Origin of the sequence: Shewanella mesophila (assembly GCF_019457515.1) — a bacterium.
GTDB classification, from domain to species: domain Bacteria; phylum Pseudomonadota; class Gammaproteobacteria; order Enterobacterales; family Shewanellaceae; genus Shewanella; species Shewanella mesophila.
In genome coordinates, this window is sequence record NZ_CP080421.1 from 3,602,789 (window position 1) to 3,624,462 (window position 21,674).

A 21,674-nucleotide genomic window follows, 5' to 3' on the forward strand; every position below is an offset into this window, starting at 1 on the left:
GCTATCAGACCCACCACTAAATTTTAATAATTTGATTTTAATAATTGTTGTAAATATCGCGCATAAAGTAATAATTAAATGGAGAGTTAAGAAATAGAAGTACTATTGGAGGTTTATCATGAACGCCACCGCTACAGTTATTTTAAGTTATGCATTTATGTATTTTGTTTTATTCATAATTGTTCCTCTCGTAATCGTGACCTTCGTAATGACTTGCATAAAGTTCTTTAGATCAAATGAGGTTCAGATGGTCGATGCAACGGTAAGCATCAAACCCCACTTGCTCGATAAGGAATCTATGCATTTCCTAAAAAGCTTAAAATCAATTGCGAGTAATCGCTACGATGTGCTGTACGGGGCGTCTCTGGTTAATGTGGTCGATATCGATGATTCAGTAAAGAATCACGAAGAGGTTCAGGACTTCATGGAGCATTGCCACCTAGACTATGTGGTAGTAGACAATGAATCATCAGCGGTCAAACTAGTGGTTAGCGACCCAAATGCGAGCTCTGCTGAACAGATGAAGTTTGTCGAAAAATGCTTAGATTACATCGGTGTGCAATTTATCAAATTGGATAAAGATAAGCACTGTGATGAAGCCCTACTGCGCAATGCCCTCGCCGCCTAATGGTTAACAGTGCTCAAGCAGTAATCGCACAACCGAGCGTCAAACTAACCACTTGGCGCTCTCCTCTAAAGCCGAGATCATGTTCACCATGAGGTGTAAGGATACGGTATGTGCCAAATTAGCCGTTATATCTCAATTCTGCTCTATGTCGCCATGACGACATGCCTTTGGTACGGTATCCCTACCCCAAGCATTGCAGCAGATAATGCAACACGCAGCAACACATGCATGAAATGTCATAAGCGCAATGGTCAACTGTTAGGCATACATGCAAACCCAGGACTTGCGATCCAATGCCAAGATTGCCATGGCGAAAAAGGCAATCATCCTAAGAAAGGTTCACCCATAAATACCTTTGGCGCCGATAGCCAGATGCCCGTCGATGTGCAAGTTGCTATTTGCCTAACTTGTCACGATCATCAAGCCTTGGCCGAAGTTGAGTGGACCCACAATGTTCACGCAACCAAACTCGCCTGTGCCCAATGCCACCAGCTACATCCTGAATCCGATCCTATGTTGACGTTAGACAGCAAACAACATAGCCAATTATGTGTTACCTGCCATCGGGTCAATCAATAGGAGGCCTGTTATGGAACATTCAAAACGACAATTTCTCAAAGGCTGCGGCGCACTGCTTGCTGGGGTTTCGGTTTATACCGTCACTAAATCCCCTCTAGCTGAAAACACCGAGGCAGAGCCACACTCTGAGATAAAGTATGCCATGGTTCACGACGAGAACATCTGTATAGGCTGTAACGCCTGCGTCGAAGCCTGCCGTGAAGTCAATCATGTCCCAGAGGGCGTCACTCGACTTAACATTGAGCGTTCGGGCCCCTTTGGGGAATACCCGGAACAGAGCTACCGATTCAATCGCGTCTCTTGTCAACACTGTGAGGCCGCACCTTGCGTTAGAGTTTGCCCAACGGGGGCTGCTTACATAGATAAAGAAACCGGTATCGTCGCCGTGCACGAAGAGCGTTGCGTCGGCTGCCAATACTGTATTGCCGCCTGCCCGTATCAGGTCCGATTTATTAATCCTGAGACCCGCACAGCCGACAAATGCGATTTTTGTCAGCAGACCCAATTGAAAAAAGGATTAGCGCCTGCTTGTGTGCTTGCTTGCCCAACTAAGGCATTAACCTTTGGTAACTTGAAAGACCCTGACTCAGACCTAGTACGACTCCTAAAGAGTAAACCGACCTATCGCTCAAAAGTGGACCTAGGTACTCGGCCTAAGTTGTTCCATGTGCAAAACATTGATGGGGAGATAATGCTATGAGTGCTTTTCACTTTGAAGGCCTAGTATGGCATTGGCCTATAGCCATCTATCTGTTCTTAGCGGGATTATCAGCTGGCGCAGTGTTTTTCGCCATCATGCTAAAACATTTTAAATTAGCAGGCGAAGCCTATCACTCCCCCTTCGTACAGGCGGCGGCAATCATAGCGCCAATCGCCGTATTTGGCGGCCTTGGAATATTGGTCCTCGATCTGACCAAGCCATTAGATTTTTGGAAGATATTGGTGTTTTACAATACCACTTCAGTGATGTCGATGGGGGTCTTGGTATTGATGGCTTACCAGGTTGCACTATTTGCCTGGATGGCCTGTATCTTCAACCAGATGATACTTCAGCTGCTAGGCGATAGATTGGCATTTGTCAGCAGTTTCATTAAATGGCTAGTTAAACAAGAAGCGGCTATTACCGGCGTGTTGGTGATCCTATCTATCTCTCTGGGGGCTTATACTGGCTTCCTACTATCGGCGTTGATTGGCTTCCCATTGCTGAATAACCCTGTGCTGCCTTTGCTATTTTTAATCTCAGGTTTATCCTCTGGTGCGGCGGCAACACTGCTCGGTGGGGTGCTGTTACGAGGTAACCCTAATGGTATCGAAGTACGCTTCATCCATGGTATCGAAATTCCGATGATCTTGGTGGAGATAGGCCTAATATTCACCTTCTTTGTCGGGCTCATCCTCTCTGGTGGCCAAAGCCAAGTGGCTGCACTCAACGCCATAGGTTATGGCTTCTGGGGCTGGATATTTTGGGGCGGCGTGATCGGTGTCGGACTGACGCTACCCCTTGCCGCCAACCTATGGATGAAAGTGTCAGCCGACCGTAAGTTTACCTATGTCGCAGTGACCGCCAGCTTTAGCCTTATCGGTGTATTTTTGCTGCGAAACTTTATCCTCTACACCGGACAAATGACGGGGATCTAACGAATCTTTCTCAGAATAAAGAGGTGATCAAACAGTCAAAGTTTACTCCGTTGACGCCACGCCCTTAATTGATCCAGTATTGAGGGCGTTGTGCGCTTATCTACCCAATTATCTTTCACATCAATCGCCTTGTTAGCCCACTGCCATCCCATCAGGAAACTCAAAATAAACCATAAATAAAGTCAGGGTCAGTAGATCTATCAAGCTTGCTTTTTGCAGCGAGTTATTGGGTATTTATAGAAAGTAAGAAGCTTTATGGTGAAGTTATTCTACATAAAAAGCTGACAATGCGAGAAATGATTAACAAACGCAGACCGAAGAGTTCTGCTAAAAACATTCTACTCTTTATTAAGCGAATTTTGCTTAGATTACTTGGCTGTAATCCACTCGACTCGATTAGCACATTTCTGTCTCGAAAAATTAAAAAAGTTCATAAGCCCTAATCAACACTAAGACTATTTTCCTATCGATGACCATTAACATATACAAAAGTAATTTCTTCTAATTTAGCTCACCGGTGTTAATTAATTAGATGACAAAGTAAATCAACAGAAAACCAATAGTTAATACACGTTAAAAACACACAACAAAAATAGCAACCCTTGTGACAAAGCTCTCAATATCAATCACAAAACCGTATTTACATTGAATAAAAACCAGCTATTTCATACAGTGGTCTTTCGTCTAAAAAACAAATGTATCGCTTTGTATCACCAAAGCGAATAATAACTTTATTACACAGGTGCATTTTGAAACAAGGAACCGTATCAAGCTTAACACTACTTGTTGGTATTATATTACTCACAAACATCAGTGCCAGTCTGTTAGAAAGTGATTTAGCATTCCCTAATCAATCTCATCAAGAATCCAATATTGTTCAACATGGGACTGGACAACTAAATACCCTATTAAAATCTGATAACCAGACGGTAAGCCACTCACTATACTGGCATTACATTGAGAGATGTGGCAAGCAATACCTAAACCTTCTCCCAGCTGAAATAGCACAGAGCCAGTTAAGCTCATTAATGTTGACCTGTATGTTTTTTCTCTTATTCCTTTCTGCAGGCCTACCCTCTTATGAAAAACTAAAATATAGGACGCCTAAAAACATCCTAGAATTCACTTCACTTCTTATGAGGTGGATTAAACCGATCAAAGGTACACCCTCTTAACTTATCTTCACCCAATTATTAAAGGCGTTAGCCGATAATAATTTTAAAACTCGTCTGAGCCAACCTAATACACCATTACTACGGTTTATTAGTCAGTTTCTACAAACTTATTTAAATTAGGTTATTTATATGCCTTATAAAAACTCAAGCCATCTGAGGGTATGCGGCTGCGCTGATAATAAATGCCGACAAGTGATATCTACAGGCTTATTATTCGCAACGCTGCTATCAAACTCGGCTGTGGCCGATAATGAAAACGTTGCCGCGGCAATCAATAGCAAAACATCGCATTGGTCAGGCTATGTTAGTGCATCTGTCACCAGCAACACCTTCGAACAATCTGCACCTAGCTCCTATCAAGCAGTCAGTGGCAGTGGCCGTATTGGCTATCGTGATACCTGGGGTAGCATCCGCGTCTCTACTGGGGGTGAAATTGAGACTCATCACAATGAATCCTACTTCTACGACACCTTTCTTGAATACCGAACGCCAACGGCTCAACTCGGCGATAACTGGAGTTATATAGGAAGTGCAGGGGTATATCTCCCCACCAGCCATACCAGCAAGGAAAACAAGCTCAGAGCCGCCCCGAGGCTGGCGGGATATCTGTTCTATCGTCCGAGTCAGAATTGGAATTTCTATATATCACCACGGATAAAATACAACGCCTATCAATATGAAACGGGTCGCCATGGAGAGCATTTCGTTGAACACCGTATCGACATACTCGCCGATATGACCTGGCAGTTTATCGATAACTGGTATCTGGATATCAACGGTTCTTATGCCATGGCCAAAGCCTTTAATACCAACAGATACGACAACCGTTTCACCATTAGTGAGGAGATAGGTTGGTCGTTTTCCCCTAATTGGGTAGCGGCTATCGGGCATAACAACAGCGGCTATTTCTACGACCCGGATCGCGGCGCTTCCCATGGCTTTGAAGTCTATGACGAGCGCAATTCGGTGTTCTATCTATCAATCACAAAATACTTATAAAGTTAAGCAGAGAAGAGGTTTTATGTATAAAAGCAGTGTCGCTATCGCCATTTTAAGTGCGATAGGATTAAGTGCCTGTGGCACAGACGAGCCGTATCAAGAAGTCAAAAAAGATGAGCGAATGATCGTCGTACAAGACTTTAAAGATGCTACCACTAATGCTGACGCGAGCACAGATAAGCTCACCTCAGCCACCACACTTGCTGAACTGGCAGCCAAACAACCAGAGCGACTATTTCTTTACACTCGTAGTCTGGGTGAAGCCCCGCGTTACTCGGCGCCGATCCATGGTTTTTCTCAAGGCGCAGAGAAGTTAGTCACCCTAAGAATGACAGAAAATGGAATTCAAATCAGACAGATAGACCGTGACAACATAGGGCTAGGCCATGATTCTCGTTATGATAACGAGTACAACAAGGCGCCAGTGCTCACCATTCCTGGTGACTATATCGACTTCCAATGCCAACAGGACAACTGGGGCGATTGCACCAACAGAGAAGAGGAAGTTAACGATCGTAATGTCACTTGGGATCAAAAGAAATTCTTTATCCCTAAATTTGAAGCCGCCCAGATCGCCGAAGAGAACTATACCGATCTGGTAACCTTCAAACAGTGCACCACAGAAACTGAATCTGCCCACTTAGTACAAGATGGTAACTGGAAAGGCTACCAAATGGACTTAGCCGACGGTGTGCTTAACTTTGAGATTGAACATACTTATCAAGCTAATCCAGCCTGTTTTGGTAAGTTCTTCAAAGGGAACTTCGATAACCTTTCTTTCACTACCACAGAATACATATCTATTGTGGCGATCGATAAGTTGGCCAGCGACGACTTTGAAGCCGTACCTTATAGTGAAGATGAAAATGGGACCTTTGGTTTCTTTAGGACTCAACACCAGTATCGTGATGGTAACCATGCAGCGGGTAAAGATGGTTATGTTCGTCAATATTTAAACCACTTTAATCCCAAGAAGGAATCGATCACCTATTACCTGAGTAACAACTTCTATGAGCCGAAGAATAAACCATTCTTAACCGCTGCTCAGCAGAGCATTACTGCGATTAACATTCAGAATAAGTTGTTTGAAACAGGTTTACCCGAGATCAAACTGGCACAAGCCGGAGAACATCGTCATGGCGACCTGCGTTATAGCAACATCACCTTATTCGATGAGCCACTCGATAACGGCTTAGCAGGATATGGTCCTTCAGCGGCCAACCCACTCACAGGCGAAATCGTCAGTGGCCGCGTCGACCAATACAGTGCCAACTTAGAGCAAGGTTCAACACGTTACTATCGTCGTGTGCAGCTTGACTATAACCGCGGCATGTTAGATGCGAACTCAGTTAAGGATTTGACTGGCGTAGACTACACGCCGTCAGAGGAAGCGGTTAATCGTGCCAAAGAAGTAGCAGCCAATAAACTGATCGCTGCGCAAAATAGCACAAGCACAGATCCTATGGTGCATCAGCCAAGAAACCAAGCGTTGCCACAGACGGTGATCCCCGATCTGTCTACCACTGACGCAGATGATGCACCTTTCGAAGCACTAGTGGCTAAGCAAGATAAAACGGAGGCTTTCTGGGCCGAACATAACCTGATGAGCGTAGATAAAGCCTTTGGCCTCACTGGCGGCGCTTTACGCGAACTACCTAGAGGAATTAACGGCTATGAGATCGACTGGAAAGATGCCAACTTCTGGGTAGATGGTGTTGTGGGCGCTAAGCTTAAAGATATCGAGAGTATGCCTACAAGCTTCCAAACAAGCCTGGTTACTAAGTTAGCCGCGCAGGCATTTGCTGGCACACTAACCCATGAGCTGGGTCATACCTTAGGCCTAAGACACAACTTTGCAGGTAGCCGAGATCAGGCCAACTTCTTTAACGAGCAAGAGATAGCTAAGTTCAACGAGGCATTTGCCAAGGCTGGCTACCCTAACCTCAATGTGAAAGCCGACTTCTCCAGCCAAATGGATTATAACGCTGACCGCTTCGCGACGACTTTCCAAAAATATGATCTTGCGGCGCTGCGTTTTGGTTACGGACGAAATGTCGAAACTCAAGATGGCAACCTTGTCTCGTTGAAAGATGAAGATGCTAAACGTCGTGAAGAGCTAAGAGATGGCAATATCACCGGAGATACTCAATATGGGGCGCTGCACAATATCGCCGCAGAAAATGATCTTCGTTACTTTGCATTCTGTACCGATGGCCACGTGTCACTCAACAGCAACTGTAACCGCTTCGATGCTGGTACCAATAACGACGATATCGTGCAGTATTATATCGATAGCTACCATGACAGCTATGCCACTATGAACGTGCGTCATAATCGCCAGACGTTATTCGAAGATAATATCCTGCCTTACACCATTAACCGTCTACGTGGCTTCGACGACATCCGTCAGTTTGTCGAAGATACTGCGACTGTCGAAGCGCTATTTTCATTTAACCAAAATGATTTAGCCGAATTTTGTCCAGGCCATGAAAACTACTGGTTCTGTGCATCGCAACGAGCGGTAGACAAAGCAGCGGATACCTTTCTCACTGTAGCGGGACTCAACGATATCTACTTGCATGTGACCTACAGAATGAATAGCGACGACAGTCGTGCCTTAACTAAGGTGCATTCACTGGAAGATATCCTGACACGCATCTATCGACTTAATGCCAGTAAGCTTGATGAAGGTTTCGAACTGGGTAAGATCATCACTGATTATCATCAGGACAGCGAGAAGTTAAAAGAGCTACTGGTTAAAGCCGATATCGTCGCCGACTATCAAGATTTGGTTTACGCCGACATTAGTGTCAACAAGGGTCATCTACTTAACGGCCTTAAGGCGCCAGCTTCTAGTCCAAATCACCCCTATGTTAATGAGCGTGATGTTCTTGGCATGTGGCCTGATAAACTGCTGGCGATGCGTCAACTACTGACTCGAAAATCACCTCGCAGCACGACAGGCCGCACCTATTACGCGCTAGCCGACGCGCCAAAAGTGAAGGAGCAGTTGCAAGGCATGTTGTGCCAAATGACCATGGGGAACACGGTAGCCGAACTTAATGGATACCTGACTAACCCAGTGCTAAGTGATGAGTGTAAGCCTGTCGAGGCTAAATACTATATTAACGATGTGGACTATGCCGACCAGCATATTGAAGCTTTACCAAGTTATGCGACCTCGCTAGGACGTTACTTTGGCTTCCCTCAGACCAGCTATGACATGAAAGGCAAGAGCAACCTGCTACAGATGATGTTAAAGCAGGTGGTACTCGCGTCACATGATAGTGATTATCGCGGTGAAGAGAAGGCCAGAGTATGGCGCGAATATGTCGGTATTCATCTATCAAGTGATGCTATCGATGCAGCAAAAACCATCTCACTGCAAGGCAAAAACTATGTTGCCACTTCCGAGAATATACTGGCGAGTATGTTAATCGATCAGATCACCGTCCTTAAGGCACTGATCGCAAGCTCACCCACCTTAATGGATCATGTGATGAATAGAAATGGTGAAACATTCCAGCAACTGGTTGTCGACCCTATCATCGAACGTGATGAGCGAGTATTAACCTACCTGCCTGTGCTGTAATTTATTCCCTCGCATCGTCATACCAAAGAAGCCGTTTAACGGCTTCTTTTTTTGCCGTCGCAAAGATGAGTAAATACTTCCCTTTCAATAGTGAATAAGTCACTCTATAACGTTAAACATGTACTAAAACGTATCATTCCGTCGCCTAGAATGTTTAGTGTAATAAAACAGGTTAACAGATCCCGATAACCACCGAGGAGATATCCCAGATGGAGCCTGAACAGCAACCATCGATTGTTAAATTACAGGCTGAATTGGCCCAGTTAAAGCGAGAAAATGCCAAGCTAAAACTGCTAAATGCCCGCGCAGAAGAGAAGCTATTTGCCGCCTTAGATGGCAATGGCTTATGCCTTTGGGAGCAACATATTCCTAGCGGTAATCTCACCATCTTTAATATGAAATGGGGCGAACTGCTTGGGTTTAGCCGTGAAGAACTGGCTGCACATGTCGATAGTTGGAAACAGAACCTGCACCCAGAAGATAGAGAGTGGGTGATAAAGGAATTTGAAGATCACGTTAAGGGCGAGTCAGACTATTATCAGGCCGTCCATCGCATGATCCATAAAGATGGCTCTGTCACTTGGGTCTCAGATCGTGGCCGTATCGTCGAACGTAAGGCCGACGGCACGCCGCTGCGAATGATGGGAACCCACATGGATATCACCCAAGAGAAGCGTTACGAGCAGGAACTCTCTATCTTGGCTCACAGCGATCCACTGACTAACCTGAGTAATCGCAAAGCCCTAAGCCATGCCTTTGAAGAACATCAGACACAATCTAGTTTAGGTGGTGCGCTATTTTTCATCGATCTCGATGGCTTTAAAGGACTGAACGATAAACTCGGACATAAGTTTGGCGATCTATTACTGATCCATGTTGCCAATAACTTAAAGAGGATCGCAGGAGAGCAGGCTCACTGTGCCCGCATTGGTGGTGATGAATTTATCATTATGCTCCCCACCATAGATGAGCAACACTTGAGTCAGCTAGCACTGAAGATACTCAATACCTATGATGACGATTTCAGACTCGATGGCCATGATATATCACTGGGCTTAAGCATTGGCGTGTATTGCTTCGCAGCCGATGATTCATTTGCGATGAGCTTCGAGCGAGCAGATGCAGCGATGTACCAAGTCAAAAACCAGAGTAAGCATGCTTATCAATTTTGGCAGCCAAGCACCAAACTCATTCTCTCGAATTAGTGTTGAGCATTAATGGATAAATCTAAAAAAGGAAGCCTTTGCTTCCTTTTTTAATCCGCTAAAACTAACTTAAACGCCTGCTTATCTAAAACCTACCTAAGCAAATACCTTATCTAAGCACTTTGCTGAGAAACGCTTGTGTTCTGGGCTCTTTAGGCTGAGTAAATAGCTCATCGGGCTTGCTGTTTTCAACAATATAACCGCCATCCATGAAGATCACTCTATCGGAGACATCTCGGGCAAATCCCATCTCGTGAGTGACGATAACCATAGTCATTCCTGCAAGGGCCAATGATTTCATTACATCCAACACATCGCCAACCATTTCTGGATCGAGCGCCGAGGTAGGTTCATCGAATAACATCAGCTCAGGCTTCATCGCCAAGGCGCGAGCAATTGCCACACGTTGCTTTTGCCCGCCAGATAAACTTGATGGATATGCCAGCGCTTTATCCGCTAGACCCACTTGTTCAAGCAAGGCTAGCGCCTCAACATCCGCATCAAATTGGGTCATCAAACCTAGTTTGACTGGCCCTAAGGTGATGTTCTGCTTAACGGTTTTATGGGGAAACAGATTAAAGTTCTGAAACACCATCCCCACTTTTTGGCGAAGTTTATCGATGCAGGCACCTTTAGCCGTGATCGATTGACCATCGATAACGATATCGCCTTGGCTCGGCTGCTCTAGCAGGTTAATACAGCGCAGAAATGTGCTTTTTCCGCTACCACTTGGGCCGATAACACTAACGACTTCGCCTCGAGCGATATGCTCATTAATGCCTTTAAGCACTAGATTATCGCCAAAGCTTTTATGCAGGTTAGTTATATTAATCACTCTGCTTTAACCTCTTCTCAAATTTCGACAGCATAAAAGTGAAACTGTATGTCAGCAGCAGATAGATGAGTGCACAGGTAAACAGGGGCACACTATCTTCAAAGGTTCGGCTACGGATAATCTCTCCGGCGCGCATCAAATCCACTCCACCGATAAAGCCAATCACCGCGGTTTCTTTTAAGAGCACGATGAACTCATTACCTAAGGCTGGCAGAATATTCTTAATCGCCTGTGGCAATATCACCTCTTTCATGGTCATCCCTTGAGACAAGCCTAAGGAGCGTGCCGCCTCAGTTTGACCTTTATCTACCGCCTGAATTCCCGCACGAATGATCTCTGAAATATAGGCACCACTATTTAGGCCAAAGGCGATAATGGCGGCGCTGATTTTATCGACATCAAATGCAGCGAGCACGATAAAGTAAAGAATAACTAACTGCACAACTACTGGTGTACCTCGTATCACCCCAACATAAAGCTGCGCTGGCCAGCGCAGATACCATTTAGATGACATCTTCATTAGCGTGGTGGTAATGCCGAGTATCGACCCAAGTATCATGGCGAAAAAGGTCACGATTAGCGTGACCTTAAGACCATTTAAGATCAGTAAGCTCCCAACTAGGCCGTCGTCACCAATAGGGGTAAAGAGTGAAGCATTAATTGCATCTATCATTGTTGGCTCACTTTATATGCTGAGACACAAGCGCTTGATATTGGCCGCTTTGCTTCATATTAACCAGCGTATTATTGATGCTCGATAGCAGTTCTGGCTGCGACTTAGCCACGGCAAAACCGTAGAACTCAGGAGCAAATGCAAGCTTGATAAGTTTAAGATCTGGGTTCTTATCCAAGTAGTTTGCCGCTGGCTCACTGTCAAATAAAACGAGATCGACCTTGCCATTTTTCAGTTCCATAATGGCTTCGAACCCGGTATTAAATGCGGTGATCTCCTGGGTGTATTGCTTCGCCATCATATCGGCAGTAGAACCCAACTGCACCGCAAAATGTTTACCCGTTAGATCTTCGATAGTGTGAATACTATCGTCCTCTTTATTCACCAATACCACCTGGGTCGCTTCGTAATAGGGAGCAGAAAAATTCACGCTCTGTTGACGCTCAGGAGTAATGGTCATTCCCGATGCAATAAAGTCAATTTTGCCTGAGTTCAATGCTACGATTAACGAGTCAAACTTCATGTTTTCGATCTTAAGCGTTTTACCTGCATCCTTGGCGATTTGACGGGCTAAATCGATATCGAAACCTTTGATCTCATCGCCGCTGGTACCGCCAACATATTCAAAAGGCGGGAACGACGCGTTGGTTCCAACAACCAATACATCTTCTTTCTTGCCACATCCTGTTAACCCCAAGGCCGCCATTAATGCAACGCAGCCCAATAACATGGATTTTTTCATTGTTAACTCTCTTTTTAATAATAAACACTTAGCTAGGCACGACTATAAGTACATTCAACCTCACGGTCAATACTTATGCATATTTATTGATTATAAATTCAGTTATTTCACTATCCATTTACACTGTTAACAATTATCTCGAAAAATCTGTCACAGAAAACAGAGCGGAGGCTAATACCAAATGCCAGATTTGTGGTAGCATCTGGCCATTCCGCTACGCAGCTCAGATCTCATGTACCAGACACCAGGTCAAGCCTGCAACAGAGCCTAGATTACAGGAAGCCATTGTGAGCGATTCAGCAACCCGTCTTAATAAATACATCAGTGAAAGTGGCATCTGTTCACGTCGAGAAGCCGATCGCTATATCGAACAGGGCAATGTATTTATCAATGGTAAACGTGCCCAAATTGGTGACACGGTTAGCTTTGGTGACAAGGTTAAAGTCAATGGCCGCGACATAGAGCCTAGACAGGAAGAGGACTTAGTCTTCATCGCACTAAATAAGCCAGTAGGTATTGTCAGTACCACTGAAAGCACCGAGCGCGATAACATTGTGGATTTTGTTAATCACAGTGACCGGATTTTCCCTATTGGCCGCTTAGATAAAGACTCTCAAGGCTTGATATTCCTGACTAACAATGGCGATCTGGTCAATAAAATTTTGCGTGCAGGTAACAACCACGACAAAGAGTATGTGGTCACCGTCAACAAGCCGATCACCGAAGCGTTTTTAACCGGAATGCGCGCCGGTGTGCCCATGCTTGGGGTCATTACTAAAAAATGTAAGGTAGAGCAGATCTCGACTTTTGTGTTTAAGATCGTACTGGTGCAGGGCCTTAATCGCCAGATCCGCAGAATGTGTGAGCATTTCAACTTTGAAGTCACTAAGCTGGAACGTCAGAGCATAATGAATGTCTCCTTAAAAGGCTTACCTTTAGGAGAATGGCGAGACTTAGATGACGAGGAACTATCAACCCTATTTAAGCTGATAGAGAACTCCTCTTCTGAAGACAAAAAAGCCCCAAAAAAAGCGGTGAAAAAACCCACTAAGAAACCCAATAAGTCGCTACGGGATAAGATTGAAGGCCCTGAGCACTTTATGCAAAATCATGGTGGTAATAAGAAGAAAAAGCCTGCTGGTGCCAATAAAGGCAAGCCATCACACTCGAGACGTCCTAAGCGTTAGCAATATCAAATCGTCCCCCGACAGTAAAAAAGCAGACGACACCTCGCGTCGTCTGCTCTCTAAATCGATTCAGCTAACGCAGTGCACCTTCTTTACCGCCCTAGCCTTTGGCATTAAATCATTAGCCTACTCAATACATCTCAGGTTTTTCAATTCAATGCTGCCTAGAGGCCTTTGAATTCTCGCTGATTGCTCAGGTGCAGATACCATATTAGATGCACCAAGCTTAATCACACTTGCTCTATTTTGGTGAAGGCTTTGCTCAAAACAAAAATAGCCTAGTGACACTAAAAACAAAAATAAATATAACTATCAATACGTTAACCGGAAAATTAAAAGTTGGCACGAAACTTACATACCTATATATAGGTAGTCGATATTCTACCCAGTGATTAGTAGTTTACTAAGGAGTCAATCATGAAAAATCTTACTCAATTTAGTTCGTTAGTACAGCAGCAATGGCAGTTCTTCACTCATCTTGGTGTAAGCCAGTGGGATGTTGAATAACAGCGTAACGCACTAACTCGGCTCGAATACTCGCGCCCCAAAATATCTATTGATGAGGAGTTTCAAATGAGTCACTTAGGTAAAAATATCACCCCAAAGATGGCACAACGAATTGTAGAGGAAGTCAGAACTAACAATTACCTACTGTCGGACGTCGCTAAAAAATTTGGCGTCTCAAACAAAATGGTTTACCAGCTCGTTAGGCAGAGCGAACAACAAGGAAGTCGTGCCAATAGTTTAAAAGCAGAAATAGATAAAGTGACTCAGCAACTTAATCTATTAATGCGCGAACTTAAATTGCTCCAACATTAAAGAATCCGTGCTCGGATAAACAGAGAAATACAATAATAAAAATAACAGGTCGTCAGCAGGAAGCGTGTAGTAGAAAGTGAAAGGGCAGCAGTCATAATAGCTCATGCCAAAAGGCACAGTTTCTAGTACGACAACCATTTTAAATCGAGGTATCTTACAGGTGGTATCTCGAAGCGCACCCCCAAAGGCGCTTTTCGCCTAGTGAATGGCAGGATGCTCATTCACTAGGTTTTTTCTTTTCTACTTTCCCCAACTATAAAAATATTGCATTGCTATTAACCCTTTTTTAAAACACCCTCGTTTATACCGACAAGATTGACGATCTCATCAGCATGACTAACGAACTTAATTTCGGAGTAACCAATGAAAAAATCGGTATTAGCAGCCATATTGTCAGCAAGCTTATTAACTGCCACTTTTGCTATCACGGCACCTAAGGCACAGGCCAGTGACATTAACTTTCCTCATATTGAAACCATAGGCACTAGCCAAATCGTGGTCAAAGCCGATATGGCAGAGCTTAATGTAGAAGTGGTCACAGAAGCTAAAACCCCAGCAGAAGCTAAAGCAGGATCAGATAAAGCGGTAGCCGACTTTATCGGCAGGCTGACGAAAGCAGGAGTAAAGCGCGAGCAGATCCAAAGTGCGAATTTACAACTTTATCCGAACCATGTTTACGACCCACAGACACGCACTAACAATGAAGTGGGTTACAAAGCCAGCCGAAAAGTGACCGTGACCATTACAGAACTCGACACACTCAACGACATCTTAGACAGTGCATTAGCCCAAGGCATTAATCGCATTAACAACATCGCCTTTAAATCGAGCAAAGAAGCTGAGCTAATTGAAGAAGCTCGCTTACTTGCCATTAAGGATGCACAGCAAAAAGCAAAATTTCTCGCGAAGGGATTTGGTGAGCGATTAGCGGGCGTATGGGAAGTGCGTTATTTTGACCAACGTCCGATCCAGCCCGTAATGTATAGAATGGATGCGGCACCTAAAGGCAATGTAGCCGAGAGCTATCAAGAGGCGCAGATGACGATCAGCGACCGTGTCGAAGTGGTCTATCGCCTAAAATAAGCAATACTCGAAATCGAGCTCACGTGATCCAATATAAGGCGCACTGGTTAAATTAGTGCGCCTTATAAATCAACTCTATATGCTACTATCGCCTTAGAAACGCGTTCATTTACCTAAGGGCTCACTTGCATATTCAGCCTCTCAATCGTTGCCTATATTGCCTACTGTTATTATTGGCGCCACTTTTCCTTAGCGCTTGTCATGATGCGCCCCCAACAAAGACACCTCAACAGATCCATCGATTAGTGGAAGACACGCTTATTGATGGCACATTATCTAAAGATGCCCAACTCGCCATAACATTAGAGCGCATCAGAACCGTGACGGTTTGGAACACCAAAACCCACACCCCTATCTATCGTTGGCCTGCAGAGCAGTTTGATACTCCGGCCTACCTCGTTGCGCTGTCTGGTAATAACCGCTACGTAGCTGTCGCAGGTAAGCAACAGGTATCCCTGTTTGATTTGAGTAATGGCCAACTTGCACTGCGTTGGCAAGTTAGTGGCTTTGACCCAGATTCAAGCATTTCAACCTTGGCACTCAATCAAAGCGGCAAGCAACTCGCCATAGGGATGAACGAAGGCAGTATCATCCTAGTTAACCTATCAAGCCAACAGTTATCCATGTTTAAACAGCATGATACCGAAGTGAGCCACCTAGAATTCAGCCAGTTTAATGAACATATTCTGTCTGCTGGATACGATGGCAAAGTGCTTTGGTGGGCTAAGGGTAGTGGAGCGGTTATCAAGACGTTTTCACTGCCACAAAGAATCACCAGTACCAGTTTCGATGAAACCAATCGGCGCCTATTTTTTGCCGATAGCTTAGATAATCACCGCATTATCAACCCCACGTCAAACACAGATATCACTCAGTTAGATTATCCTGAACGCTATCGCTATTTTCGCAAAGCGCTGTTCATTGACCATGGGCATGAGCTGATCACAGCAACCTCAAAACAGGCCATCATCCACTGGGATGCCAAATCAGGAAAGGAGATCCAGCACTGGGATATTAGTGCATTTTCTCTCGGTACTACGGTTATGGACATGGTGCTGGATGACACAGGGGAATTACTGACATTAAGCTCTGATGGTGGCCTTGAGCGGTGGGCACTCTAGCGACCCATTTAGTCCGAGCTCAGGCAATTTGTCAGCTTTCTATATTAAGCATTAGATATTCAGCTTGAGCTTTTTAGCCAAAGGCTCTATCGCAGTGCCTTGCAATACAATCGAAAACAGCACAATAAAGAACACCACATGCACCAACTCGATAGCCCCTTCGACACCAGCAGCGGCCGGAATAAGTGAAAACACGATAGGAGTAGCCCCTTTAAGGCCAATCGATGAGATAAACAAACGCTTCTTCCAGCTAGCCTTGATAAACGGAAGATAGCAAAGCTGCACGGCTAGTGGACGGGCTACAAACATTAGCAGTGCAGCAGGAATCAAAGATAGCGCAAACACAGAGAACAAGGTTTGGGGAAAGATCTGCAAACCTAAGATAATAAACATCAGTGATTGCGCCAGCCAAGAGATGCTATTAAAGAAATGCTTAGTTATCTCACCACCACGCTTAATACCATTACCAATCACCACACCACAGACATAGGAGGCAATAAGAATATTCCCCCCCGCAAGATCGCTTCCATAAGCGGCAATGATAAAACTTGCGAGTACAAATACCGGAATAAGCCCATACTCTTGCAGCTGAATGCTATTGAGGGCTGCTACGGCTAACTGACCAACAACAAATGCAATACCAATCCCCAGTGCGATCTGCAGCGCCAGCATCTGGCCAATCTCCCATGCTGAAATCGCTTTGCCTGGGGCCAACGCAATCCCCGTTAAGATCATCACCATAACGAGAGCGACAGGATCATTGGTTGCCGATTCAAATTCCAGCACGGTATCTGTCTTCTCTTTTAGCTTGAGCTTTTTAGACTCAAGAATCGAAAACACCGCGGCGGCGTCAGTTGACGATACGATAGCGGCAAACAACAGGCAAATCACCAAACTCCAATCGGTTAACGGATACAGTAATCCACCTAAGATAACAGTGGTAAAAAACACCCCAAAGGTGGCTAACACCCCTCCCTCTTTATAAGCCAACTTAATGCTATCCGTAGAGGTATTTATCCCCCCGACAAACACAATAATGTTTAGTGCAACAGCCCCAACAGTAGAAGTGACAAGCAAATTATCATAGACAAATGAAAACTCGCCATTGCCTAAACTCAGGCCTACGCCCATGAAGATCAACAAGCTAGGAATGCCCAAGGTTTTTGAAGGATGGTGCAATAAAATACCCACCGCGATCAGTGCGGCGACACCAAGCAAGATAACTTCGTATGACATAGTGCTCCTTGATAGTCTTGTACCTATTCGAACAAATAGGTGATTAACCTGAATTTGGAATCAATCATATTAATGAATATTGCTTGTGAAAATGAGTGATATTTAGGACTCACCGGTTGATATGGCGGGGTAATTCTAGCAGAACCTTATAGATATTGATGAATATGACGCCCTGATTAACCGACTTTAATTTAACATTACTGATTAAAAGCACGTACAAAGAAGCTCAATCTAAAATTGAGCTTCTTTGTACGCCATGTGCTTAAACACTAGGCTTTCTCAGATAAGGCAGTAACAATAAAATCACGCCCACCACTAAAAATGGCACGCTTAACATCTGGCCTGCGCTCATAGTCCAATCTTGAGCATAGGCAGCCTGTTTAACCTTAACGAACTCAATGGCAAAGCGAGCACTGAATACCAGCACCAAAAACAGGCCAAATATAGCCCCTTGCTTTTGTTTCATCTGAGTTGATTTGTAGATAATCCATAGGGTAATGAAAATCGTAAGATAAGCGATCGCTTCATAGAGCTGGGCTGGGTGTCGAGGCAGCATATCGACACGCTCGAAGATAATCGCCCAAGGCTTATCACTAGGAACGCCCAAAATTTCAGAATTGGCAAAATTAGCCATACGAACAAAGAAGCCAAAAATGGCAGTCGCAATAGCAAGACGATCGAGCAGGAATAAAAACGGCAGTTTAACCTTACGCTTATAATAATACAGTGCCAAAATCGCCCCTAAACCACCACCATGACTGGCAAGGCCGCCCTCCCAAATAGCCAGAATTTTCACTGGATGAGAGAAGTAGTAACTTGGATCGTAAAACAATACATGAGCGAGACGCGCCCCGACAATAATACCAATAACACAATAGATCAGCAGGTTATCTAACGATTCAACATCTAAACCCTCTTTGGTATAGATATGTTTCATCACCTGAAAACCTGCGGCTATCGCAGAGGCAAACAGCACTCCATACCAATGTACAGTCAGCCCCATAAACGAGACCAGAACTGGGTCCATATTCCAAACTAAATGATCCAAACGCTTTTGCTCCCAAATCGATGACCAAATGATCGACATAAAAAATATCTGCTGACACGCAGTTTTACGCGCTTCGCCGAGGTTATTCAAGACTTTGACTTTGGATTAACTAAACTTTATCTAATATCAATCAGTAGAAAGAACATCTTCTAAAGCTGCAGGTATGAACGCTGAAAATAAAAAGGACTCAGTCACCAAAGCGACCAAGCCCTTAATCTACACCAATTAATATGAGTTAACGCTTAACGCGTTATTTTGCGACAGAGGCAAATAGCTGGTTAAACTTTTCTAAACCTTCATGAACGGTTGCATCACTAATGGTCAAAGCTGGCAGGAAGCGGATCACGTTGCCGTAAAAACCACAGGCGAGTAAAACCAATCCATGTTTGGCGGCACTGGCAATAATAGCCTGAGTCAGCGCGGTATTAGGCTGCTCTTTATCGCCATCGACAATCAACTCCATCGCGATCATCGCGCCTTGATTACGCACCTCACCAATAAGATGAGGATATTGCTGCTGCAACCCAGTCAGATGCTCATTGAAAGTCGCACCAATTTGCACCGCGCGTTCTACTAAGTTTTCCTCGGCCATCACCTCCAGTACCGCTAGCGCCGCGACACAGCCCACGGGCGATCCGCCATAGGTACCACCTAGACCACCAGACAGTGGCGCATCCATAATGTCGCTCTTACCCACCACAGCCGCTAGCGGGAATCCACCGGCGATCCCCTTCGCCATGGTGATCAGATCCGGTTCGACATCTGCGTGCTCAAAACTAAACATCTTACCTGTGCGGCCAAAACCACTTTGGATCTCATCGGCAATTAACACGATCCCATGCTGATCGCATAGCTTGCGTAGCGCCTGTAAAAACTCTGCTGGCGCGGCGTAGAATCCACCTTCCCCCTGAACGGGTTCGACAATAATGGCAGCGACATCACAAGGTGCAATATCTACCTTAAATAGGTTTTCAATCGCCTTGAGCGAATCTTTTACACTGACGTCATGCAACGCCATTGGATAAGGCGCGTGGAAGATATCCCCCGCAAATGGGCCGAACTGATGCTTGTAAGGGCTAATTTTTCCCGTCAGCGCCATGGTCAAATTGGTTCTCCCATGGAAGCCGCCATTAAAAGCGATAACGCCTCGACGGCCAGTATAAGCGCGCGCTATTTTGACGCAGTTTTCAACGGCCTCTGCACCCGTTGTTACAAAAATCGCTTTCTTATCACTGTCACCTGGGGCGATCTCAGTCAGCTTCTCTGCAAGCTCGACTGCCGATTCATAGGGATTCACCATCACGCAAGTATGGCTAAAGTTATCGAGCTGAGCCTTAACCGCCTCGACAATTTTTGGATGACTATGACCAGTATTGCACACCGCAATACCCGTACCGAAATCGATAAAACGATTGCCTTCCACATCCCAAATTTCGGCATTTTTAGCACGTTCGACATAAACTGGGTAAGCGTTGCCTTGGCCTCTTGCAATAGCCTTAACTTTACGAGCCTGTAATTCTGCGTTGTTCATCTGTTTGTCCTTTACTCAACCTAAACTTACTTATCCAATCCGCCAAGACACAAGTACTTAATTTCTAAGTAATCATCTAGACCATATTTAGAACCTTCACGACCATTACCCGACTGTTTCACCCCACCAAAAGGCGCGGCGGCATTAGAGATGATCCCTTCGTTAACTCCCACCATGCCATATTCCAGCCCCTCTGCGACGCGGAAGATACGACCGATATCACGAGCGTAAAAGTAAGCGGCTAAGCCATACTCGGTGTCGTTAGCCATGTTGATCGCTTCGGCTTCGTCATCGAAACTGATAATAGGTGTCACAGGGCCAAAAATTTCATTACGCGCCAGAGCCATATCATTGGTTACGCCAGTGACAATCACAGGTGCGAGGAAACTCTCGCCTAAATCGCTACGCTGACCGCCAGTCATCACCTTCGCGCCACTGGCAACAGTCTCTTCCACCAGTTTGAGCACATTATCGACGGCAGTTTTATTGATCATTGGTCCAACAGTAACGCCTTCGCTTAAACCGTCACCCACATTTAAGCCCGCCACCGCCGCAGCAAACTTTTCGGTAAATTCCGCAGCAACCTTACTTTGAACAAATATTCGGTTAGTACAGACACAGGTTTGACCCGCATTACGGTATTTAGAAATCAGAGCGCCCTGCACTGCGGCGTCGATATCGGCATCATCGAATACGATAAATGGCGCGTTGCCACCTAGCTCCATCGAGACCTTTTTCACACTGGTCGCACACTGTGTTAGCAAAATCTTGCCCACCGCAGTTGAACCAGTAAAGGTAAACTTGGCAACATCAGGATGTTGAGTCAATACCTTACCCATACCCACAGCATCTTCACCGACAACGATATTAAACACCCCAGCAGGAATGCCAGCGCGTTCCGCCAGTTCGGCCATAGCCAGCGCAGACAAGGGCGTGGCTGGCGCTGGACGAGCCACATAAGTACAGCCTGCCGCCAGTGCCGCAGCGGCCTTACGGGCGATCATGGCGTTAGGGAAGTTCCAGGGCGTAATAGACGCCACCACACCAACGGGTTGTTTAATGACTAAGATACGTTTGTCATTCGATGGTGCGGGGATAGTATCTCCGTAGACTCGCTTACCCTCTTCGGCAAACCAATCGATAAAGGCGGCACCATAGGCGATTTCCCCCTTTGCTTCAGCCAGCGGTTTACCTTGCTCAAGGGTGAGTATTCGCCCTAAATCCTCTTGATGCTCCATCATCAGGTTGAACCATTTACGCATTAACGCCGCGCGTTCATTAGCGGATTTTTTTGACCAAGCCGGTAACGCCCTCTTCGCCGCTAATATCGCCATCTCTGTTTCGGCGCATCCCGCATCGGATACGTGGGCAATCGTCTCTTGATTCGCAGGGTTCACCACCGCGAATCGCTTGTCGCTATGGATCCAGTTGCCATCGATATATGAGGCGAGTTTGATTAACTGGCTATCTTTAATTCCCTGCATAATTACTCCAAATCAAAAGGGTTCACTAACTTTTACTTATCTCTCTATTGAATAGCAAAACCAACTCAGGTTAAATACAAAAAAATCAACACAATGTTT

At 45.2% G+C, this 21,674-nt stretch carries 19 protein-coding genes; 11 read left to right on the forward strand and 8 right to left on the reverse strand.

Annotated features, from left to right (window positions below; genetic code table 11):
• The first annotated feature begins 247 nt into the window (after window positions 1–247).
• From K0I73_RS15950 to nrfD, 4 genes are all read left to right on the forward strand, one after another.
• Window positions 248–628 carry a DUF2726 domain-containing protein gene (locus tag K0I73_RS15950; protein ID WP_258405213.1) on the forward strand — a complete coding sequence of 127 codons (381 nt, stop codon included), beginning with the start codon at window positions 248–250 and terminating at the stop codon, window positions 626–628.
• A gap of 108 nt (window positions 629–736) precedes the next feature.
• Window positions 737–1,207 (forward strand): cytochrome c3 family protein, encoded by a 471-nt coding sequence (locus K0I73_RS15955; RefSeq protein ID WP_220062031.1) that lies wholly within the window; start codon window positions 737–739, stop codon window positions 1,205–1,207.
• Between the two features lie 10 nt (window positions 1,208–1,217).
• Entirely contained in the window at window positions 1,218–1,907 is a 690-nt protein-coding gene (locus tag K0I73_RS15960; protein WP_220062032.1) for a 4Fe-4S dicluster domain-containing protein, read from the forward strand.
• Window positions 1,904–2,845: a cytochrome c nitrite reductase subunit NrfD gene (nrfD, locus tag K0I73_RS15965; RefSeq protein ID WP_220062033.1), complete on the forward strand. Its 942-nt coding sequence runs from the start codon at window positions 1,904–1,906 to the stop codon at window positions 2,843–2,845. Before K0I73_RS15960 ends, nrfD begins: the two co-directional genes overlap by 4 nt.
• An 846-nt stretch (window positions 2,846–3,691) precedes the next feature.
• On the opposite strand, the gene K0I73_RS15970 is transcribed toward nrfD, so the two are convergent.
• On the reverse strand, window positions 3,692–3,871 hold the full coding sequence (locus K0I73_RS15970) for a hypothetical protein (RefSeq protein WP_220062034.1): 180 nt from the start codon (window positions 3,869–3,871) through the stop codon (window positions 3,692–3,694).
• 278 nt (window positions 3,872–4,149) lie between these two features.
• Between K0I73_RS15970 and K0I73_RS15975 the strand changes: the two genes are divergently transcribed.
• The 3 genes from K0I73_RS15975 to K0I73_RS15985 all read left to right on the forward strand — a co-directional run bounded on the left by K0I73_RS15975 (window position 4,150) and on the right by K0I73_RS15985 (window position 9,816).
• Window positions 4,150–5,019 carry a hypothetical protein gene (locus tag K0I73_RS15975; RefSeq protein ID WP_220062035.1) on the forward strand — a complete coding sequence of 290 codons (870 nt, stop codon included), beginning with the start codon at window positions 4,150–4,152 and terminating at the stop codon, window positions 5,017–5,019.
• Between the two features lie 22 nt (window positions 5,020–5,041).
• Entirely contained in the window at window positions 5,042–8,611 is a 3,570-nt protein-coding gene (locus tag K0I73_RS15980) for a zinc-dependent metalloprotease (RefSeq protein WP_220062036.1), read from the forward strand.
• A 209-nt stretch (window positions 8,612–8,820) separates the two neighbouring features.
• On the forward strand, window positions 8,821–9,816 hold the full coding sequence (locus tag K0I73_RS15985) for a diguanylate cyclase domain-containing protein (RefSeq protein ID WP_220062037.1): 996 nt from the start codon (window positions 8,821–8,823) through the stop codon (window positions 9,814–9,816).
• A 109-nt stretch (window positions 9,817–9,925) separates the two neighbouring features.
• On the opposite strand, the gene K0I73_RS15990 is transcribed toward K0I73_RS15985, so the two are convergent.
• From K0I73_RS15990 to K0I73_RS16000, 3 genes are read right to left on the reverse strand one after another with little or no spacing between them, the layout of a single operon-like run.
• Window positions 9,926–10,651, reverse strand: coding sequence for an amino acid ABC transporter ATP-binding protein (locus K0I73_RS15990; protein WP_220062038.1), 726 nt, complete (start codon window positions 10,649–10,651; stop codon window positions 9,926–9,928).
• Window positions 10,644–11,324, reverse strand: coding sequence for an amino acid ABC transporter permease (locus K0I73_RS15995; RefSeq protein ID WP_220062039.1), 681 nt, complete (start codon window positions 11,322–11,324; stop codon window positions 10,644–10,646). Before K0I73_RS15995 ends, K0I73_RS15990 begins: the two co-directional genes overlap by 8 nt.
• A 7-nt stretch (window positions 11,325–11,331) precedes the next feature.
• On the reverse strand, window positions 11,332–12,066 hold the full coding sequence (locus K0I73_RS16000) for a basic amino acid ABC transporter substrate-binding protein (protein ID WP_220062040.1): 735 nt from the start codon (window positions 12,064–12,066) through the stop codon (window positions 11,332–11,334).
• Between the two features lie 287 nt (window positions 12,067–12,353).
• Here K0I73_RS16000 and rluF point away from each other — a divergent pair, with 287 nt between their 5' ends.
• From rluF to K0I73_RS16020, 4 genes are all read left to right on the forward strand, one after another.
• Window positions 12,354–13,253, forward strand: coding sequence for a 23S rRNA pseudouridine(2604) synthase RluF (gene rluF, locus K0I73_RS16005; RefSeq protein WP_258405214.1), 900 nt, complete (start codon window positions 12,354–12,356; stop codon window positions 13,251–13,253).
• Window positions 13,254–13,826: 573 nt separating this feature from the next.
• Window positions 13,827–14,072: a transposase gene (locus K0I73_RS16010; protein ID WP_220062041.1), complete on the forward strand. Its 246-nt coding sequence runs from the start codon at window positions 13,827–13,829 to the stop codon at window positions 14,070–14,072.
• Between the two features lie 363 nt (window positions 14,073–14,435).
• On the forward strand, window positions 14,436–15,155 hold the full coding sequence (locus K0I73_RS16015; RefSeq protein ID WP_220062042.1) for an oxidative stress defense protein: 720 nt from the start codon (window positions 14,436–14,438) through the stop codon (window positions 15,153–15,155).
• Between the two features lie 125 nt (window positions 15,156–15,280).
• Window positions 15,281–16,276, forward strand: coding sequence for a WD40 repeat domain-containing protein (locus K0I73_RS16020; protein WP_258405215.1), 996 nt, complete (start codon window positions 15,281–15,283; stop codon window positions 16,274–16,276).
• A gap of 51 nt (window positions 16,277–16,327) precedes the next feature.
• Here the strand turns inward: K0I73_RS16020 and K0I73_RS16025 are convergent, their stop codons facing one another.
• From K0I73_RS16025 to K0I73_RS16040, 4 genes are all read right to left on the reverse strand, one after another.
• Window positions 16,328–17,512 (reverse strand): potassium/proton antiporter, encoded by a 1,185-nt coding sequence (locus K0I73_RS16025; RefSeq protein WP_220062043.1) that lies wholly within the window; start codon window positions 17,510–17,512, stop codon window positions 16,328–16,330.
• Window positions 17,513–17,774: 262 nt separating this feature from the next.
• Window positions 17,775–18,560 carry a prolipoprotein diacylglyceryl transferase gene (lgt, locus tag K0I73_RS16030; RefSeq protein WP_220062044.1) on the reverse strand — a complete coding sequence of 262 codons (786 nt, stop codon included), beginning with the start codon at window positions 18,558–18,560 and terminating at the stop codon, window positions 17,775–17,777.
• Window positions 18,561–18,810: 250 nt separating this feature from the next.
• Entirely contained in the window at window positions 18,811–20,091 is a 1,281-nt protein-coding gene (gene gabT, locus K0I73_RS16035) for a 4-aminobutyrate--2-oxoglutarate transaminase (protein WP_220062045.1), read from the reverse strand.
• Window positions 20,092–20,117: 26 nt separating this feature from the next.
• Window positions 20,118–21,575: an NAD-dependent succinate-semialdehyde dehydrogenase gene (locus K0I73_RS16040; protein WP_220062046.1), complete on the reverse strand. Its 1,458-nt coding sequence runs from the start codon at window positions 21,573–21,575 to the stop codon at window positions 20,118–20,120.
• Window positions 21,576–21,674: the final 99 nt, after the last annotated feature.

What these genes read in the sequence shown, in the direction of transcription:
- K0I73_RS15950 (WP_258405213.1), top strand. Translation starts at nt 248, where the DNA reads ATGGTCGATGCAACGGTAAGCATCAAACCCCACTTGCTCGATAAGGAA.
- K0I73_RS15955 (WP_220062031.1), top strand. Translation starts at nt 737, where the DNA reads ATGTGCCAAATTAGCCGTTATATCTCAATTCTGCTCTATGTCGCCATG.
- K0I73_RS15960 (WP_220062032.1), top strand. Translation starts at nt 1,218, where the DNA reads ATGGAACATTCAAAACGACAATTTCTCAAAGGCTGCGGCGCACTGCTT.
- nrfD (WP_220062033.1), top strand. Translation starts at nt 1,904, where the DNA reads ATGAGTGCTTTTCACTTTGAAGGCCTAGTATGGCATTGGCCTATAGCC.
- K0I73_RS15970 (WP_220062034.1), bottom strand. Translation starts at nt 3,871, where the DNA reads ATGAGCTTAACTGGCTCTGTGCTATTTCAGCTGGGAGAAGGTTTAGGT.
- K0I73_RS15975 (WP_220062035.1), top strand. Translation starts at nt 4,150, where the DNA reads ATGCCTTATAAAAACTCAAGCCATCTGAGGGTATGCGGCTGCGCTGAT.
- K0I73_RS15980 (WP_220062036.1), top strand. Translation starts at nt 5,042, where the DNA reads ATGTATAAAAGCAGTGTCGCTATCGCCATTTTAAGTGCGATAGGATTA.
- K0I73_RS15985 (WP_220062037.1), top strand. Translation starts at nt 8,821, where the DNA reads ATGGAGCCTGAACAGCAACCATCGATTGTTAAATTACAGGCTGAATTG.
- K0I73_RS15995 (WP_220062039.1), bottom strand. Translation starts at nt 11,324, where the DNA reads ATGATAGATGCAATTAATGCTTCACTCTTTACCCCTATTGGTGACGAC.
- K0I73_RS16000 (WP_220062040.1), bottom strand. Translation starts at nt 12,066, where the DNA reads ATGAAAAAATCCATGTTATTGGGCTGCGTTGCATTAATGGCGGCCTTG.
- K0I73_RS16010 (WP_220062041.1), top strand. Translation starts at nt 13,827, where the DNA reads ATGAGTCACTTAGGTAAAAATATCACCCCAAAGATGGCACAACGAATT.
- K0I73_RS16015 (WP_220062042.1), top strand. Translation starts at nt 14,436, where the DNA reads ATGAAAAAATCGGTATTAGCAGCCATATTGTCAGCAAGCTTATTAACT.
- K0I73_RS16025 (WP_220062043.1), bottom strand. Translation starts at nt 17,512, where the DNA reads ATGTCATACGAAGTTATCTTGCTTGGTGTCGCCGCACTGATCGCGGTG.
- gabT (WP_220062045.1), bottom strand. Translation starts at nt 20,091, where the DNA reads ATGAACAACGCAGAATTACAGGCTCGTAAAGTTAAGGCTATTGCAAGA.
- K0I73_RS16040 (WP_220062046.1), bottom strand. Translation starts at nt 21,575, where the DNA reads ATGCAGGGAATTAAAGATAGCCAGTTAATCAAACTCGCCTCATATATC.